Annotated in this window: 17 protein-coding genes; 9 read left to right on the forward strand and 8 right to left on the reverse strand. The window is 66.9% G+C overall.

Annotated features, from left to right (window positions below):
• Positions 1-87: 87 nt before the first annotated feature.
• Both V3C40_RS10845 and V3C40_RS10850 read right to left on the reverse strand, forming a co-directional pair.
• Complete coding sequence (locus tag V3C40_RS10845; protein WP_331777418.1) at positions 88-393, reverse strand: hypothetical protein; 306 nt, start codon at positions 391-393, stop codon at positions 88-90.
• 127 nt (positions 394-520) lie between these two features.
• The gene (locus tag V3C40_RS10850; protein ID WP_331777419.1) at positions 521-850 is read right to left on the reverse strand and encodes a hypothetical protein; all 330 of its coding nucleotides are present in this window, start codon (positions 848-850) and stop codon (positions 521-523) included.
• A 283-nt stretch (positions 851-1133) separates the two neighbouring features.
• Between V3C40_RS10850 and V3C40_RS10855 the strand changes: the two genes are divergently transcribed.
• The 7 genes from V3C40_RS10855 (at position 1134) to V3C40_RS10885 (ending at position 7760) form a co-directional block, all read left to right on the forward strand.
• Complete coding sequence (locus V3C40_RS10855) at positions 1134-1451, forward strand: DUF4148 domain-containing protein (RefSeq protein WP_034751760.1); 318 nt, start codon at positions 1134-1136, stop codon at positions 1449-1451.
• Between the two features lie 122 nt (positions 1452-1573).
• The gene (locus V3C40_RS10860; RefSeq protein ID WP_331777420.1) at positions 1574-2986 is read left to right on the forward strand and encodes an efflux transporter outer membrane subunit; all 1413 of its coding nucleotides are present in this window, start codon (positions 1574-1576) and stop codon (positions 2984-2986) included.
• Positions 2987-3059: 73 nt separating this feature from the next.
• Positions 3060-3566, forward strand: a complete 507-nt coding sequence (locus V3C40_RS10865) for a MarR family winged helix-turn-helix transcriptional regulator (RefSeq protein WP_034751839.1) — start codon at positions 3060-3062, stop codon at positions 3564-3566.
• Between the two features lie 10 nt (positions 3567-3576).
• Positions 3577-5721 carry an FUSC family protein gene (locus V3C40_RS10870; RefSeq protein ID WP_331777421.1) on the forward strand — a complete coding sequence of 715 codons (2145 nt, stop codon included), beginning with the start codon at positions 3577-3579 and terminating at the stop codon, positions 5719-5721.
• Positions 5711-5911, forward strand: coding sequence for a DUF1656 domain-containing protein (locus tag V3C40_RS10875; RefSeq protein WP_034751763.1), 201 nt, complete (start codon positions 5711-5713; stop codon positions 5909-5911). The genes V3C40_RS10870 and V3C40_RS10875 overlap by 11 nt, the downstream gene beginning before the upstream one ends.
• 38 nt (positions 5912-5949) lie before the next feature.
• Positions 5950-6846 carry a biotin/lipoyl-binding protein gene (locus tag V3C40_RS10880; protein ID WP_331777422.1) on the forward strand — a complete coding sequence of 299 codons (897 nt, stop codon included), beginning with the start codon at positions 5950-5952 and terminating at the stop codon, positions 6844-6846.
• The gene (locus tag V3C40_RS10885) at positions 6843-7760 is read left to right on the forward strand and encodes a LysR substrate-binding domain-containing protein (RefSeq protein ID WP_331777423.1); all 918 of its coding nucleotides are present in this window, start codon (positions 6843-6845) and stop codon (positions 7758-7760) included. The genes V3C40_RS10880 and V3C40_RS10885 overlap by 4 nt, the downstream gene beginning before the upstream one ends.
• Before the next feature lie 10 nt (positions 7761-7770).
• Here V3C40_RS10885 and V3C40_RS10890 read toward each other — a convergent pair whose 3' ends face one another.
• From V3C40_RS10890 to V3C40_RS10910, 5 genes are all read right to left on the reverse strand, one after another.
• Positions 7771-8301 (reverse strand): ester cyclase, encoded by a 531-nt coding sequence (locus tag V3C40_RS10890; protein WP_331777424.1) that lies wholly within the window; start codon positions 8299-8301, stop codon positions 7771-7773.
• A 114-nt stretch (positions 8302-8415) separates the two neighbouring features.
• Positions 8416-9162, reverse strand: a complete 747-nt coding sequence (locus V3C40_RS10895) for an SDR family oxidoreductase (RefSeq protein WP_331777425.1) — start codon at positions 9160-9162, stop codon at positions 8416-8418.
• An 81-nt stretch (positions 9163-9243) separates the two neighbouring features.
• Positions 9244-9468, reverse strand: a complete 225-nt coding sequence (locus tag V3C40_RS10900) for a hypothetical protein (protein WP_070303949.1) — start codon at positions 9466-9468, stop codon at positions 9244-9246.
• An 11-nt stretch (positions 9469-9479) separates the two neighbouring features.
• Positions 9480-10151: a thiol:disulfide interchange protein DsbA/DsbL gene (locus tag V3C40_RS10905; protein WP_034751770.1), complete on the reverse strand. Its 672-nt coding sequence runs from the start codon at positions 10149-10151 to the stop codon at positions 9480-9482.
• Between the two features lie 146 nt (positions 10152-10297).
• Positions 10298-11833 carry a TonB-dependent receptor domain-containing protein gene (locus V3C40_RS10910; protein WP_219329225.1) on the reverse strand — a complete coding sequence of 512 codons (1536 nt, stop codon included), beginning with the start codon at positions 11831-11833 and terminating at the stop codon, positions 10298-10300.
• Between the two features lie 230 nt (positions 11834-12063).
• On the opposite strand from V3C40_RS10910, the gene V3C40_RS10915 reads away from it, so the two are divergent.
• Entirely contained in the window at positions 12064-14316 is a 2253-nt protein-coding gene (locus tag V3C40_RS10915) for a M1 family metallopeptidase (RefSeq protein WP_331777426.1), read from the forward strand.
• Positions 14313-15197, forward strand: coding sequence for a hypothetical protein (locus V3C40_RS10920; protein ID WP_331777427.1), 885 nt, complete (start codon positions 14313-14315; stop codon positions 15195-15197). Before V3C40_RS10915 ends, V3C40_RS10920 begins: the two co-directional genes overlap by 4 nt.
• Here the strand turns inward: V3C40_RS10920 and V3C40_RS10925 are convergent, their stop codons facing one another.
• Positions 15198-16088: a LysR family transcriptional regulator gene (locus V3C40_RS10925; protein ID WP_331777428.1), complete on the reverse strand. Its 891-nt coding sequence runs from the start codon at positions 16086-16088 to the stop codon at positions 15198-15200.
• Positions 16089-16119: the final 31 nt, after the last annotated feature.

The following is a 16119-nucleotide window of genomic DNA, read 5'->3' on the forward strand; positions in this document are numbered from 1 at the left end:
GGCGCCTCCCGCACTATCGCTCCATCACCGCAGCGGCCTTCGCCGCCGCCAGGGTCAGCCATATCGTTCAGCCAGCTTGCGCCAGGGTCAGGCGCCCATGCGCACCAGCGCATGGCCCACGTGCTGCCACCAGTGATCGCGCGACTTGACCTGTTTCAGGCAAGACGTGTCGATTTCCGTGGGAAACACGTGATCCTGGCACGCCTTCGTTTCCAGGGCATAGCGCTGGTTTTCCGCCGCCGACAGGGCCACGACGAGCCAGAACGCCAGCGCCAGCAAGACCACCAGCAAACTCCAGGCCAGGTGGTTGGTATTACTTTTTTCGCCAAAAAACTCGCGTGGCCGCGTCTCGCGGTACATCGACATCAAGTCTTTTTCTTTCTCTTGCGACATCTGCGTTTGCATCCTCTGACATCCTATCCTGTGCCGGCCGGCTGGCCATGGCGGCGCGCACGCCGCCTTGCCGCCATTTTACGCTGATGGCGCCACAGCGGCGGCAATTTGCGGCCGGCCTCTGGCATCAGGGCCGTGGCGCTGGCGCCTGGGGAGCGCCGGGTTCGCCATCGCCGTCCTCTGCAGGCCGCACGGGCGCCAGGCTTTCCACATGGTCGACGTCGATGTCGCCGCCATCGGGTGCCGTATTGCGCGGCTCCACGCCGGCCCGCTCGCCCGTGCCCGCGGCATCGCTGTCGTTATCGAGCTCTTCCGGGTCCTGGCCCGGCACGCCCTGCATGTCGCTGCCGCTGTCGGAACTGTCGCTGGGACCCAGCGCCCCCTTGCCATGGCCGCTGCCCAGGACGCGGTCGGGGATGACGGGCAAATTGTCCGGATCGAGTGAACTGCTGCTCATGGCGGCCTCCGTTAACAAAAAAACCAGCTTACTCCCCTGGCCCGGCCAGCGGCGCACGCCTGCACGGCCTTTCCCCCAGAAAATGCGGCGGCGCACAACTATTTTCATAAATTACTTCACAAATGTAATATTCATTGCTATAGTTAATTCAAGTAAGCATCTTCTCACCCAGAAACTGCTTCATCGTCGGCATGGCGCCCACCAGCGCCATGCCGACGAACCGACCGGTACGTGGCGATCCGGCCCATCCACCCAGCCATCAAGCACATTTTGGAGTCTTATCATGCAAGCCAAATCCCTTATCGCAGCATTGTTTGCCGTCACCGCCGCCACCTCGGCTTTCGCCCAAAGCGCCGCGCCTGCCACCACGGGCCAGCAATTGTCGCGCGAACAAGTCACGGCCGAATACGTCCGTGCCCGCAACGCCGGCGAAATCGCCACCAGCGAAGTCGACTATCCGAAAACACCGGCCACCGCCGCCAGCCAGGTGACGCGCGAGCAAGTCATGGCCGAGTTCTACGCCGCCCGCAAAGCTGGCCTGATCCCGCAAACGGAAGCGGACTTTGACGTCGCGCAAACGGCAAAACACGTCGTGCAATAAGAAACCAGTCAGCCGGTTTCAGTCAGTAACAACTCAGTTGCGGCGCAGCACCCGGGCCACTCCCGGCGCTCACCGCGGCGAGCTGTCAGCAGTACCCCAACACCTTCTTCCGGAGTTCCTGCATGTCCCTGCACCGCCGTTTGCTTGCCGCCAGCCTGATCCTTGCCTTGAGCGCGTGCGCCGACATGGGCCATATCGCGCCGCAATCGGCCATGCTCGACGCCAACAAGCTGCAAGCGAGCCAGGCCATGGATGCCGCCGCCAGCGCAGCGATCGCCTGGCCGCGCACGCAATGGTGGCAAGACTTGCATGACCCCCAATTGAACCGCCTGATGGACCAGGCCCTGGCCGACAGCCCCACCCTGCGCGGCGCCCAGGCGCGCGTGCGCCAGGCCGAGGCGCTGGCCGGCGCCGCCGAGGACAAGACCCGCCCGCAGGCCGACGCGAATGTTTCCATCAACCGCGAACTGTATTCCCAGCATGGCAGCACGCCAGCGCCGCTGGCCGGCAATTACGCGTGGCGCAACCAGGCCACCGTCACGGCTTCATACGACCTGGACCTGTGGGGCCGCAACCGCGCCGCCCTGTCCGCCGCCTTGGACGACGTGCAGATGGCGTCGGCCGAATCGCAGATGGCCCGCCTGGCCCTGGAAACGGCGCTGGTGCGCACCTACATCCAGCTGTCGTATGAATTCCAGCTGCAGGACGTGATCGAACGCAGCCTGGCGCAGCGCGCCCGCATCCTCGACATCACGCGCCAGCGCAAGGCGGCCGGTATCGGTACCGACATTGACGTGGCGCAGATCGAAACCACCTTGCCGGCCGGACGCCGCCAGCTGGAACAGTCGGCCGAATCGCTGGCCCTGCTGCGCAACCAGCTGGCGGCCCTGGCGGGCAAGGGCCCGGCAGCGGGCGCGGCGCTCACGCGCCCTGTGCTGCGCCTGGACCAGCCGCTGGCCATTCCCGCCGCCCTGCCGGCCGACCTGATCGGCCGCCGGCCCGACATCGCCGCCCAGCGCTGGCGGGTGGAAGCGGCGGCGCAGCGCATCGACGCGGCCAAGGCCGAGTTCTACCCTAACGTGAACCTGGTGGCGTTTGCCGGCTTCCAGGCCTTCGGCTTCAGCCATTTTCTTGACGCCAATTCGCAGATCCGCGGCGCCTCGCCCGCGCTGAGCCTGCCCATCTTTGCCGGCGCCCGCCTGCGCGCCCAGCTGGGCAGCCAGACAGCCGTGTACGACGGCGCCGTCGAGCAGTACAACGCCACCGTCATCAACGCCATGTCGGACGTGGCCAACGCCGTCACCAAGGCGCAGTCGCTGGCCAAGCAACACGAGCTGACCGTGCAGGCGCTGGCCACGGCGCGGCGTGCGCGCGACCTGGCGGAAAAGGCGTACAAGGCGGGCATGAGCGACGCCATCGCCATGCTCAACACGCAAGTGGCGCTGCTGGCGGAAGAACAGCAGCAGGCGCAAAATGGGGCGCGCGAGCTCGATCTGTACGTTTCCTTGATGAATGCACTGGGAGGCGGCATATAAGCTTGCAATCCTGGCATTGCCCTAGCTCAACAAGATACAATCGGAACTTTATTCACACATGAAGGAATATGACATGACCGCTTTTGACGCCACCGCCAAGCGGCTGCAAAACATCCGCACGCGCATGCCAGGCTTCCCCATGGAACTGATGCGCCTGTTGCGCATGACGTACCACATTCAAAAAGGCATGAAGGACCTGACCAACGCCGCGCTGAAAAAGCACGACCTGGTCGATGCCAGCTACATGGTGCTGGCCGTGCTGTACGGCACGGACGACGAAACCTCGAACGCCTGCACCCTGGGCATGGCCTGCCATGAAAAACCGGCCAACCTGACGCGCGTGTGCAACGACCTGGAAACGCGCGGCCTGATCCACCGCGGCACGCGCCCCGGCGACCGCCGCTCCGTGATGATCTCGCTGACCGACAAGGGCCGCGCGCTGATCGAAACGGCGCTGCCCGACGTGTACCAGGAAACGTCGGCCCTGTACGAAGGGTTCACGGAAGAAGAGCTGCAAGTGCTCGACAAGCTGTACATGCGCCAGCTGCGCAATTTGAACAATCTCAACAACCAGAACTGATAGCCTATCGATGACGCCAGCCACAGCAACAACACCTATAGACGGCCCCCTGCCCCGGGCGGCCCGCTGGCTGGCGCTGGCGCTGCAGGACTGGCGCGCGACGGAAGGCGAACGCTGGATCTACGTCGGCAAGACTCTGATCGCCGCGTTCTGCGCCCTGTGGCTGGCTTACCGCCTGGGCCTCGATTCACCGAGCACGGCGATGACCACCACCATCATCCTGGCCCTGCCCAGCAGCGGCATGGTGCTGGAAAAAAGCTTTTACCGCCTGTGCGGCACCCTGCTCGGCTGCACGGCCGCACTGACCCTGATCGGCCTGTTCCCGCAGCAGCCCGTGCTGCTGTTCGCCGGCCTGGCCCTGTGGGTGGGCCTGTGCACGAGCGGCTCGGCCCTGCACCGCAACGCCCAGTCGTATGTGTACGTACTGGCCGGCTACACGGCCTGCATGATCGTGCTGCCCGCCATCGAGCAGCCGATGCAGGTCTTCTCGCTGGCCGTCACGCGCGTGGCTGAAGTGAGCCTGGGCATCATCTGCTCGGCAGCCGTGTCCAGCGTGCTGCTGCCGCGCCACCAGGGCACGCAGGTCATGCGCACGGTGCAGGCGCGCTACGGCAAATTCCTCACCTTTTGCCAGGATGTGCTGCAGCAAAAACTCACGCCGGCGCAAGTGGAACTGACGCATCTGCAGTTTGCCGCCGACGTGGCGGCGCTGGAACTGGGCCGCTCGGCCGCCCTGTTCGAAGTGACGAGCAAGGTCAGTCACGTACGTGCGCAAAACCGCAAGCTGCACGCCTTCAACGCCACCTTCATGACGGCGCTGACCACCTTCTATACCTTCCACCGCCTGTTCGACCGCCTGCAGCGCGATGGCGAAACCCAGGTCATGCAGGCCTGCGCGCCCCTGTACGCCATCGTCGCCGAAGCGCTGCAAGCGACGCCGTCGCAAGACTCCCTCGACACCATGCAGCGGCATCTGCAGACGGCGCTGGGCCAGGCGCGCGCGGACATCGACGGCGCCGCCATCGCGCATGCGCAGCGCATCGATTTCGACACCGTGTGCGAATTGCTCGAGCGCTTCGCGCGCGACATGAGCCGCTTTCACGAAGTGTATTTCAGCCTCGTGCACGACACGCCGCTGGACGTGAGCACGCCGCAGGCATATGCACCGAAGACGCCGCCCGCACTGGTACTTGCCAGCGGCGCGCGCGCCGGCATCAGCCTGGCCCTGCTGGCGCTGGGCGCCTATTTCCTCGCCTGGCCCTACGCCAGCACGGCGATGCTGATGGCGGCCGTGTTCTGCGCGCTGGCCTCGTCCTCGCCGCGCCCGATCATGATGATCCGCCAGGTGCTGGCGGGCTTTCTGATCGCCATGCCGCTGTCGCTCGTCTGCGTGTACTTCGTGCTGGTGCACGGCGACGGCTTCCCCATGCTGGTACTCAGTTTTGCGCCGTTCCTCGCCGTCGGCCTGTACCTGATGACGAATCCCGCCAAGCTGGGCGTGGGCCTGGGCGTGTCGACCTTCATCACGCAGATGGCGCCGACGAATGTGATGCATGTCGATGGCGCGGCCTTTCTCAACACGGGCATGGCCCTGATCGTCGGCCTGATGCTGGCCGCCCTCGTGTTTGCCGTGCTGCTGCCCGAGCACACGATGGGCCACAAGGACCACATCGGCCGGGCCCTGTGGCGCGAAGCGCTGCATGCGTGCACGGCGCCCGCACGCCGTGTCAAACACCGTTTCGACAACCGCGTGCGCGACCTGCTCAGCCAGCTCAACGCGGCGGCCGGCCCGGCGCCGGGCGAAGCCACGCGCGCCGTCGTGCGCCAGGCACTGACCCTGCTGGAAATCGGCCACTCCGTGATCGAACTGCGCGAACTGATCGCCACCGCCAGGCCAGGCGCCACGCGCCACGCGCTGCAGCAGTGCGTGGACCACATCGCCAGCTGGCTGCGCACGCGCAGCGATACGGCACTGCAGGCGGCGCTGGCGGCCACCCTGCAGGCGGGCGCCGTCGTGCGCGCGGCCCAGACGGAAGCCGATGCCACCGGCGAGCGCAGCGCGCGCCTGCAGACGGCGCTGGCCGACCTGCACTCGATCTACACCTCATTGCTCGACCACATGGCGCCTGGCGCCGGAGACCACCATGCCGCGTGAATTCGCCCTGTTCGGAATTCTGATTCCTACCCTGCTGCCCCTGTTCCTCCTCAGCATAGCCCTGCAAACCCTGCTCGACCGCGTGCTGGGCTGGCTGGGCGTGTACCGCATGGTGTGGCACCCGTCGCTGGCGCGGCTGTGCATCTTCATCGCCATCTTCGGCGCGCTGGCGCTATCGCTTTACAAATAAAAAAAACCGCTCAACCCGATCAAGGAAAGGCTGCCGACATGGTAAGCAAACTGACCCGCTATGCAATCACCGTGCTGCTATTGGCAGCCGCCCTATGGATAGGCAAGACCGTCTGGGACCGCTACATGGAGTCGCCGTGGACGCGCGACGGCCGCATCAAGGCCGACATCGTCAACATCAGCGCCGACGTGGCCGGCACCGTCACGGACGTGCTGGTGCGCGACAACCAGGTCGTGCAAAAAGGCGACGTGCTGTTCGTCGTCGACAAGGAACGCTATGTGAGCGCGCTGGCGCAAGCCGATGCCGTGCTGGCCGCGCAAAGGACGGAACAGGGCCGCCGCGGCAAGGAAGCGCAGCGCCGCGCAGGCCTTGACGCCAGCATCATCTCGACGGAAAGCCGCGAAAGCGCGGCGTTCGCCGCCACCTCGGCCACCTCCCAAGTGCAGGCCGCCGTGGCCGCCCGCGCACTGGCGCAATTGAACCTCGAGCGCACCACCGTGCGCGCTCCCGTCAGCGGCTACGTGACAAACCTGAACGTGCACAAGGGCGATTTCGCCGCCGTCGGCGCGGCCAAGCTGGCCGTCATCGACAGCGCCTCCTACTACGTCGTCGGCTACTTCGAAGAGACCAAGCTGGGCATGCTGGCGCAGGACGACAAGGCGGAAATGAATCTGATGAGCGGCGGCACGCTGCATGGCCACATCGAGAGCATCGCGCGCGGCATCACCGACCGCGACGCCGCCACGGGCCGCGAACTGCTGGCCGACGTCAACCCCACGTTCAACTGGGTGCGCCTGGCGCAGCGCGTGCCCGTGCGCATCCACATCGACGAGCAGCCGAAAGGACAACTGCTGGTGGCCGGCACCACGTGCACCGTGGTGATCACGCCCCACTCTGCACCGGCGCCGAAACCAGCGGCCGCGCACCCGGCATGATACGCGGCGGCGCCGGACGCCTGGCGGAAATCGCCCTGTTCCTCGACGCCGCGGCGCTGGGCAGCTTTTCCGCGGCCGGCCGCAAGCACGGCCTGTCGCCGGCCGCCGCAAGCGCCGCCATCGCGCGCCTGGAAGCGGCGCTGGGCGCCACCCTGTTCGAACGCACCACGCGCCAGCTGCGCCTGACGGAAGAAGGCCTGCACTACCGCCGCTACAGCGAACAGGCGCTGGACTTGCTGGCGCAGGCCGAAGACGGCTTGCACGCGGGCGGCGGCGCCGTGCGCGGCGTGGTGCGCATTTCGGCGCCGTCCGACATCGGCCGCCAGTTGCTGCTGCCCATGCTCGACCGCTTTGCCGCGCTGCACCCGCAGGTGCGCCATGCGCTGACCCTGACGGACGCCACGGCCAACCTGGTGCAGGACGACGTCGACCTTGCCATCCGCTACGGCGAGCTGCCCGACAGCGACATGGTGGCGCGCCTGCTGCACCCGGGCCGGCGCGTCGTGTGCGTGGCGCCCGCGCTGGCCGCCAGGGTCGGCGTGCCGGCCGCGCCGCGCGACCTGGCATCGCTGCCGACCCTCGTGCTCACGGCCGGCGACGGCGCGCCGCAGGAGTGGCGCTACCGCGAAAACGGCAAGCGCCACAGCCTGCGGCTGCAGGGGGACTGGCACAGCAACGACGGCGAAATCATCCGCCGCTGGGCCGTGGCCGGCCATGGCTATGCCTACAAATCCCTGCTCGACATCGGCGACGACCTGCGCGCGGGGCGCTTGCAAACGGTGCTCGACGATTACTTTGCCGATAGCGTCCCCCTGAACCTGCTGTACCGGCGCAGCCGCTTCCAGCCGCCGCGCGTTACCCTGCTGGTCGAGTTCCTGCTGCGGCAATTCGCCGACCTGCAGGCGCACGGTTAGCGGGCCGCCATCACGGCGCCAGCACGCCCAGCTGGCGCAGCAGGGTCAGATTGTCTTCCAGGTGCCAGTTGTCGCTGATGCGCCCTTGCGCATTCACGCGGTACAAATCAAACGCATGGAAATCGATGGCTTGCCCCTGGCCGCGCAGCTCGCCCTGCGGCGTGGGGAAGACGCCCGTGAAGCGGCCCGTGAAATGCAGGCGCAAAGTGACCCGGTCGCCGGCCACCAGCATCTGCTCGATGGCGACTTTCAAATCCGGCACCGCCGCATGGAACACCTGCGACGCCTGCAGCGGACCGGCCAAGCCCTGCGGCCGGCCGGCGGGCAAGGTACGGTCGGTGAAATCGTCAGCCAGCGCCAGCCGCGCCAGGGCCGGATCGCCGCTTTGCCAGAACGCGGCATAGCGGCGCGCGGCCAGCGCCACGGTGGCATCGGCTTTCGCGCCGGACAGGTGGGCCGGCATGGGCAAATCCATGGCGGCATGGGCTGGCGCGGCGGCCAGCAGCGACAGGGCCAGGAGGGCGGGTGCAAAAGCGGGCATAGTAGTTCCAAATGAGTTGATCGGCGTGCACATGGCACACCGCCATTCTGGACTCGCTTGCCGTACTTGATAATTGGCCCCGCACTTGAAGCAATTACTTGCAGGATTTGAAAATCAGCGCCCGCCCGCCGCGTCGAGGATGCTGCCCGTCACATAGCTGGCGCCCGGCCCCAGCAGGTACAAAATGGCGTCGGCGATTTCTTCGGGCTGGCCGCCCCGCTGCATCGGCACGCCGGGCGCCAGGCGCGCCACCCGCCCCGGTTCACCGCCCGAAGCGTGGATCTCCGTATAGATGATGCCGGGCCGCACGCCATTGACGCGGATGCCTTCGGCCGCCACTTCCTTCGCCAGGCCGAGGGTCAGGGTATCGACGGCGCCTTTCGAGGCCGCGTAATCGATGTATTCGTCCGGAGAGCCGAGGCGCGCCGCCGCCGACGACACATTCACGATGCGCCCGCCCCGCCCGCCATGGGCCGTCGACATGCGCCGCACGGCCTGCTGGCAGCACAGGAAATAACTGATCACATTGGTGCGCAGCACGCGTTCGAGGCGCTGCGCGGACATGTCGACGAGCCGGCATTTCTGCTCCAGCACGCCCACATTGTTGACCAGCGCCGTGAGCGTACCCAGGCGCGCATCGACTTCCGCAAACAGGCGCGCCACGTCCGCTTCATCGCTGGCATCGGCCTGCACGGCGATGGCCTCGCCCCCGTCGGCCACGATGCGCGCGCACAGCGCGTCGGCCGCCTGCGCGTCGCGCACATAATTGATGCACACGGCATAGCCCTGGCGCGCCGCCAGCAGCGCCGTCGCCGCGCCGATGCCGCGGCTGCTACCGGTAATCAAGATCACTTCCTTCATCGTCCCTCCTGAATAGTTGTGGCTTCATCATACGCGGACGAAAAAAAACCCGCACGCGGCGGGTTTTTCGTACTGACACATTCAATTTCGGAAATGCGTCATGGCGTAAGTGAGGTGCTGCCACCAGTGTTCGCGCGACTGCACGGACGCCAGGCATTTCGCATCGACCTCGTTCTTGAACGCGGGGTCCACGCAAGCCTTGCTGGCCAGCGCATTGCGCTGGTTTTCCACGTTGACGATGGCAATCGCCAGCCACGCAACGAGGGCGAGGGCCAGTACGCACAGGGTCCAGGGCAGCTGTTTCATGACGTCTCCGCTTACTTCTTCGCTGGGGCCGGTGCGCGCTCTTTCAGCACGCGCGCCACCAGTTCATCCATCACGCGCAGGGTCGCGGCCTGGGTTTGCGGCTCGGACTGGCCCGGGCGCGACAGCTGCGCCGGCGACGTCACGAAGCGGCCATCGATGACGATGGTCGGCGCGCTCTCGATCTTGCTGGCGGTGATCAGCTGCTCGTTGCGTTTCAGCTTGGTCTGCACGCCGAACGAGTTGAACATGTCCAGGTATTTCGCCTTGTCGATGCCGTTCTTGACCAGCAGGTCGAGGATGGCGTCATCGCGGTTCAGGCGGTTGCGCTCGACGTGGATGGCGCGGAAGATCTTGTCGTGGAACTGGTCCAGCTGGCCCATCGCTTCCAGCGTGGCATAGGCGTGCGCCTGCGGGTCTTTCGGGCCGGTGGCGGCCAGGTGGACGCGGCGGAAGGCGATCTTGTCGCCCTGCTTCTTGACCCAGTCGTGCATCAGCGGATCGAGCACGTAGCAGTGCGGGCACGAATACATGAAGTACTCGACCACTTCCACCTTCTTGCCCGTGTCCGTGCGCACTGGCGTCGTGAGCGTGGTAAAGCCGGTATCGGCCGCCATGGCGCCGCCGGTGGCCGCCACCAGGGTGACGGCGGCAAGCAGGGGACGCAAGAAACGCAGAAAACGCATATAAATCCTTCATCATAAGTGGTCGTGAACGGGGCGAGATTACCACTTTTTGCGCCGGACGATGTCGCCCGGCCGGAAAAAAAGCGCTTTTATCCGCTCCGTTTGCGCCCGCTTAAGCCGCATTTAAGCCCCGCCGCGCCCCTGCCTCAGAAATGGTAGCGCGCCGACACGCGCAACTGGCGCGCGTCATTGAGGTAAATGCTCGAGCGGCAGCCCGGCGCATCGCCGTAATGGCGGCGGTTGGCCAGGTTGCTGCCGGCCAGTTCCAGCTCCCAGGCGCCCAGCTTGCGCACATAGCGTCCGTCCACGGTGGCAAACGCGGGCACCTGCGCCAGGCAGCTGCTGGCGAAATCGGGACCATAGCGCAGCGCGCGCAGCCATTGCACGCCCACATCGGCACTGGCGCCCGCCTGCCCCGTCCAGTACAGGCGCAGGCTGGCCAGGGTCTTGGGCACGAGAGCGATGTCCGGGCCATCGTAGGCGTAATCGTCATAGCGCGCATGCACTTGCCGCAACTGCCCGTCAAGACGCCAGTCGCGCGCCAGCGCCATGCTGGCCTCGATGGCGACGCCGTCGCGGCGCGAGGGATCGAGGTTGCCCGCAAAGCCCAGCTGGCCCAGGTTCTGGTCGAAGACGATCTGGTTGCTCAGGCGCTCGCTGAACACGCGCACGGAAGCGCTGCGCGCCGCATCGCCAAAGGTGGCGCCCACTTCCATTTCGCGCCGCAGCTGTCCCGCCAGCGGGCGGTAGCCGGCGCGGGTATAGCCATCGTCGTCGATGCGGTAGCTGCGCGCGGCCTTTGCATACACGCTCAGTTGCGGGCGCAGCTGCAGGCTGCCCTGCACGTCCCACGCATTCTGGTTTTCCCAGTCGCTGCCGCCGGCGGGCATGTCGGCCGGGTCGAGCTGGAACTGTTCATGCCGCAGTCCCAGCAGCAGGCGCGGCGCATACGCACCGCCAAAGGCCAGCTCTTCGCGCAGCAGCAGCGCGCGCGAATACTGGCGGCGCTGCGCATCGCCCGCGCGGCCCGAGCGCCGCTGCCACTGCATCAGGTCCAGGCCCACTTCCGTATCCGTGCCCACGCCGCCCACCTTGCCGTAATGGCGCAGGCGTGGCGCCAGCTGCCGGCGGCGGCTGCTGTACGTCGATTCGCTGCTGCCGTCCTCGCCCGCATAGTGGGCCGTGGCGCGCTTTTCCCGCTGCGACAGTTCCACGCCCAGCTCGAAACTGCCCACATAGCGCTGCACGAAGGCGCTGGCGCGCCGCACTTCATAGCGGTACAGGTCTTCCGGGCGGGCCGCCAGCAAGGCCAGGAACGGCGCCTCGGGCGCGGGATAGCGGGTGTCCTGGTTCAGCTGGTCGGCGCTGAAACCGAAGCGGCCCTGGCGCAGCTTCCATTCCGCGCCGCCGTTGAAGCCGCGCTGGTGAAACACGCTGCCATCGCGGTAATTGCCGTTGCGCAGACCATCGATGGCCACATCGAGCACCATGCCGCCCTGGTCGCGCGACAGGGCGCCGCGCACGCTGTGCTGGCCGCCCTGCGCCAGTTCGGCGGACAAGTCGCCATGCGTGACGCCGGGCGCGCTGGCATCGGCGCCTTCCTGCGCGCACGCCGGCATGGCCAGGGCGCACAACAGCAGGGTGCGCATGGCGATGGTCAGGGCGGAAGGGGCAGGCATCATGGCGGAAAGCTGGGTGCGCCACCGGGGCGCGCACGCACGGCAGCAGGAGGGATGGCAAAAGCGAATCATTATACGCACGGCGCGCGGCGCCGCAACAGCCGGCAAAGCTGCCAGCACAATTCATTGCTTATTTGTAATTTTTACAGGTATATTAAGGAACGCCCGGCGATCCTGGGCGCAGCCGACTGCATTTGAAGATCATCAATCAGAAGTCACTGTGGGAGTCACGCATGGAAAGTCGTAGCACACCGCGCCGCCGCATTTCCCTCATCCCGGGCAAGCTCAAGGCCCTTTCCATCGCCGCCCTGCTGCTGGCCGGCCTGGCCCTGCAAGCCGACCTGTTCGCCCAGCCGGATCAGGGCAAGCCCGCCAGCGCACCCCTGCCGCTGGCACCATCGGCCGACGGCATCGCCCTCGCTTCGCCGCATGCGTCGGCCGTCACCACGCCCAGCGCCAGCAACGCCTGGGGCGGTGCGCGCACGGGCGCGCAAGCGATCCTGTCGGACCGCGTGGTCGACTACCGGATCGAAGCGACGCTCGATCCCGTCAAGCATACGATCGACGGCCGGCAGAAACTGCGCTGGCGCAACCGCAGCGCGCAAGCCGTCAGCAGCGTCTACCTGCACCTGTACCTGAACGCGTTCGAAGGCGAGCATTCGACTTTCTTCACCGAGAAGCGCAAGCTCGACACGGGCTTCCGCTCGGGCGTCGATACGCGCGACGGCGAGTGGGGCTACATCGAACTGCGCAGCATGACGCAGAACGGCGCCAAGGCGCCCTGGCATTTCGTCCAGCCCGACAACGGCCCGGCCACCGACCGCACGGTGGTGCGCGTCGACTTGCCGCAGGCCGTCGCGCCGGGCGCCGAGACGACGCTCGACATCGGCTTCTTCGACCAGCTGCCGCGCGTCATCGCGCGCACCGGCTATTTCGGCAGCTTCCACCTGGTGGGCCAGTGGTTCCCCAAGATCGCCGTGCTGGAACTGCCCGGCGAACGGGGCGCCACCGCACCGCGCTGGAACGCGCATGAATTCCACCTGAACTCGGAGTTCTACGCCGACTTCGGCCACTACGACGTGAAGCTGACCGTGCCCAAGGAATACACGGTGGGCGCCACGGGCGAGCTGCAGGGCGCGCCGCAGGAAAAGAACGGCATGCTCACGCATCACTATGTGCAGGGCGACGTGCACGATTTCGCCTGGACGGCCGACAAGCGCAGCGCGCCGCCGCTGCTGGACAGCTGGAACGGCCCTGGCAGCCCGCCCGTGGCCATCAGGGTGCTGTACCCGCCCGAGTACGCGTCGAACGCGGCGCCCGCGCTGCAGGCTGCCAAGGATACACTCACGTATTTTTCGCGCACCCTGGGCCCGTATCCGTACAAGACCCTGACGGTGGTGATCCCGCCATTTAACGCGGCCGAAGCGGGCGGCATGGAATACCCGACCTTCTTCACGGCCTCGGGCTACGCCGGCCTGCAGCCGAAGACGGCGGCCGAATTCGGCCTCGATTTCGTCACAATCCATGAATTCGGCCATGGCTATTTCTACGGCATCCTGGCCTCGAACGAGTTCGAGGAACCGATCCTCGACGAAGGCTTGAACGAGTACTGGGACCAGCGCATGCTGCGCGCGCGCGGCCAGGATATCCACGCCACCACGCCCCTGCTCAAGCGCCTGGGCTTCGCTCCCGCCTTCAAGGTTTTCGAGTTCGAGCGCACGGCCGCGCCGCGCCAGGACGCGGCCGACCCGCTGGGCCAGAACGCGTGGGACCGCCTGCAGGGCGTGGGACCCGTCTACAGCCGCACGGCCACCACCCTGCGCGACCTGGAAGCGCGCATCGGCAGCGAAGCCATGGAACGGGGTTTCAAGGCCTACTATGAACAGTGGAAATTCCGCCACCCGAGCGTGGCCGATTTGCGCGAAGCGCTGGCCGAGGCGACGGGCCAGCGGCGCATCGTGGAACAGGTCTTCGCGCAGCAAGTGTATGCCAGCGCGAATATCGACGACCGCATCGGCAGCTTCACCAGCGACGAGCAGACGCCGCTGGCCGGCCTGGCGCTGGTGAACGGCAAGCGCGTGGAACGCACGCCCGAGGCGCTGGAACAAGAGGAGGACAAGGTGCGCGAGGCGTGGGACAAGGCGCACCCGGACGCCAAGCCTGGCACGGGCCCCTATCCGTATCTGACCAGCGTGGTGCTGCGCCGCCGCGGCGCGCCCGTGCCGCAGGTGCTGCTTGTGAAGTTCGCCGACGGCACGTCCGAACGCGTGGTGTGGGACAACGACCAGCTGTGGCAGCGCCACACCTGGAGCAAGCCCGTGAAGGCCGTCTCGGCCGAACTGGACCCCGACCGCGTGCACTACCTCGACGTCAACAAGCTCGATGACAGCCGCACCCTGAAAGCCGACAAGTCCGCCGCGCGGCGCTGGAGCATCGACCTCGCCGCCGCCTTCCAATACCTCCTTTCCCTGATCGCCATCGTATGAGCACCACTTCCACGACACGGGCCAGCGGCCTGGCCCTGACCACGCGCGCCAGCCGCGCCGCCCTGCAATGGCGCTTGCTGCTGCTGTGGGCCGGCCTGCTGCTGATCCCCGCCATCGTTGCCGTCATCCCCATCTGGCGCACCTTGAGCGCCAGCCTCGATCAGGCCGTGCATGCGGCGGCCCTGGCGCAGCAGCTCGACCTGATGACCCTGGCGGACCTGGCCGCCAACGCCAGCCGCAATGGCGCCGCCATCAGCCAGGCCGCCATCGCCGGCATCGTCCTGACCCTGCTGCTGTCGCCGCTGCTGAGCGGCCTGGTGGTGACAGCCGCGCGCGCGCCGGCCCCATTGGGTTTCGGCCCCCTGCTGACGGGCGCCTTCAGCGCATACGGCCGCATGCTGCGCATGCTGTTATGGAGCATCGTGCCGCTGGGCCTCGCGCTGGCGATCGGCGCCGGCGCGCTGAAACTGGCCGACAAGCACGCGGCGACAGCCATCCTGGAAGCGGACGCCGACCTGGCCCGTCACCTGGCCTTGCTGTTCGCGGGCGTGCTGTTCCTGCTGGCCTGCGCCACGCTCGATGCGGGCCGCGCGGCGCTGGCCGTCGACCGGCGCCGCACGTCGGCCGTCAAGGCGTGGTGGCGCGGCCTGGGCATGCTGCGCCGGCGTCCGCTGGCCTGCCTGGCCATCTACCTCGCCATCACCGTGCTGGGACTGGCCCTGTATGCGCTGCTGGGCGTGGCGCGCCTGAACCTGGCCGGCCCGGGTCCGCTGGCCATCGTGGCCGGCTTGCTGGCGACGCAGCTGGCGGCGCTGGTGCTGGCCTGGATGCGCAGCGCGCGCCTGTTCGCGCTGATCGGCGTCAAGCGTTCGCTCGCGTGATCAAGCTCCCAGGCGCCCTTCATCGGCGAGGAAGTCGATGAAGGTGCGCACTTTCGAGGACAGGTAGCGGCGGCTCGTGTAGACGGCATACACCTTGCCGCCCGCCAGCTGGTAAGCGTCGAAAAGGCGCACCAGCCGCCCCGCCGCCAGGTCCGCATCCGTCTGCCAAGATGGCAGCAGTGCGATGCCCATGCCGTCGAGCGCGGCCGCGTGCAGCAGGCTTTCGTTATTGCATTGCAGGACGGGCGAGAACTTCACCGTCTCGCGTCCCTGGGGCCCATCGAAGGCCAGCTCATTGCCGTTCGCCAACAAGGAATAGCTGATCATCGCGTGTTGCGTCAGGTCTTGCGGTATGTGCGGCTGGCCCGCGCGCGCCAGGTAGGCGGGCGCGGCCACCAGGTGAAAAGCGATGCTGCCGATGGGCCGCGCGATCAGGGTCGGCGATGGCGCCTGGCTTACGCGCAGGGCCAGGTCGAAGCCCTCCTCCACCAGATTGACGACTCTTCCGCTCAAGTCGATGTCGAACGTCACTTCCGGAAAGCGCTCGCGGTAGGCCACGAGGGTGCGCGTAAAGATGGCGTTGGCGAACCAGACGGGGGCGCTCAGGCGCAGCATGCCGCGCGGCACCACCGTCGTGCGGCCCACCGTCGCTTCCACCTCGTCGAGGTTGTCGAGCATGTCGCGGCACTGTTCAAAATACACCTTGCCGATTTCCGTCAGGCTCAGGTGGCGGCTGCTGCGGTTCAGCAGCCGCGCGCCCAGGTGGCGCTCCAGATGCATCACGTGCTTGCTGACCATGGCCGGCGACAGATCGAGGCGCTCGCTGGCGCGCACGAAACTGTCCAGTTCCACCACGGCGTGAAACACGCGCATGCTGCGCAAGGTATCCATGACGGCCCGATCATCAACAAAATGGAAATGA

Source organism: Janthinobacterium sp. LS2A, assembly GCF_036543145.1.
GTDB lineage: Bacteria > Pseudomonadota > Gammaproteobacteria > Burkholderiales > Burkholderiaceae_D > Janthinobacterium > Janthinobacterium aestuarii.

What these genes read in the sequence shown, in the direction of transcription:
- V3C40_RS10895 (WP_331777425.1), bottom strand. Translation starts at nt 9,162, where the DNA reads ATGAAGGAAGTGATCTTGATTACCGGTAGCAGCCGCGGCATCGGCGCG.
- V3C40_RS10870 (WP_331777421.1), top strand. Translation starts at nt 3,577, where the DNA reads ATGACGCCAGCCACAGCAACAACACCTATAGACGGCCCCCTGCCCCGG.
- V3C40_RS10900 (WP_070303949.1), bottom strand. Translation starts at nt 9,468, where the DNA reads ATGAAACAGCTGCCCTGGACCCTGTGCGTACTGGCCCTCGCCCTCGTT.
- V3C40_RS10915 (WP_331777426.1), top strand. Translation starts at nt 12,064, where the DNA reads ATGGAAAGTCGTAGCACACCGCGCCGCCGCATTTCCCTCATCCCGGGC.
- V3C40_RS10910 (WP_219329225.1), bottom strand. Translation starts at nt 11,833, where the DNA reads ATGATGCCTGCCCCTTCCGCCCTGACCATCGCCATGCGCACCCTGCTG.
- V3C40_RS10855 (WP_034751760.1), top strand. Translation starts at nt 1,134, where the DNA reads ATGCAAGCCAAATCCCTTATCGCAGCATTGTTTGCCGTCACCGCCGCC.
- V3C40_RS10890 (WP_331777424.1), bottom strand. Translation starts at nt 8,301, where the DNA reads ATGCCCGCTTTTGCACCCGCCCTCCTGGCCCTGTCGCTGCTGGCCGCC.
- V3C40_RS10850 (WP_331777419.1), bottom strand. Translation starts at nt 850, where the DNA reads ATGAGCAGCAGTTCACTCGATCCGGACAATTTGCCCGTCATCCCCGAC.
- V3C40_RS10880 (WP_331777422.1), top strand. Translation starts at nt 5,950, where the DNA reads ATGGTAAGCAAACTGACCCGCTATGCAATCACCGTGCTGCTATTGGCA.
- V3C40_RS10905 (WP_034751770.1), bottom strand. Translation starts at nt 10,151, where the DNA reads ATGCGTTTTCTGCGTTTCTTGCGTCCCCTGCTTGCCGCCGTCACCCTG.
- V3C40_RS10875 (WP_034751763.1), top strand. Translation starts at nt 5,711, where the DNA reads ATGCCGCGTGAATTCGCCCTGTTCGGAATTCTGATTCCTACCCTGCTG.
- V3C40_RS10885 (WP_331777423.1), top strand. Translation starts at nt 6,843, where the DNA reads ATGATACGCGGCGGCGCCGGACGCCTGGCGGAAATCGCCCTGTTCCTC.
- V3C40_RS10860 (WP_331777420.1), top strand. Translation starts at nt 1,574, where the DNA reads ATGTCCCTGCACCGCCGTTTGCTTGCCGCCAGCCTGATCCTTGCCTTG.
- V3C40_RS10920 (WP_331777427.1), top strand. Translation starts at nt 14,313, where the DNA reads ATGAGCACCACTTCCACGACACGGGCCAGCGGCCTGGCCCTGACCACG.
- V3C40_RS10925 (WP_331777428.1), bottom strand. Translation starts at nt 16,088, where the DNA reads ATGGATACCTTGCGCAGCATGCGCGTGTTTCACGCCGTGGTGGAACTG.
- V3C40_RS10865 (WP_034751839.1), top strand. Translation starts at nt 3,060, where the DNA reads ATGACCGCTTTTGACGCCACCGCCAAGCGGCTGCAAAACATCCGCACG.
- V3C40_RS10845 (WP_331777418.1), bottom strand. Translation starts at nt 393, where the DNA reads ATGTCGCAAGAGAAAGAAAAAGACTTGATGTCGATGTACCGCGAGACG.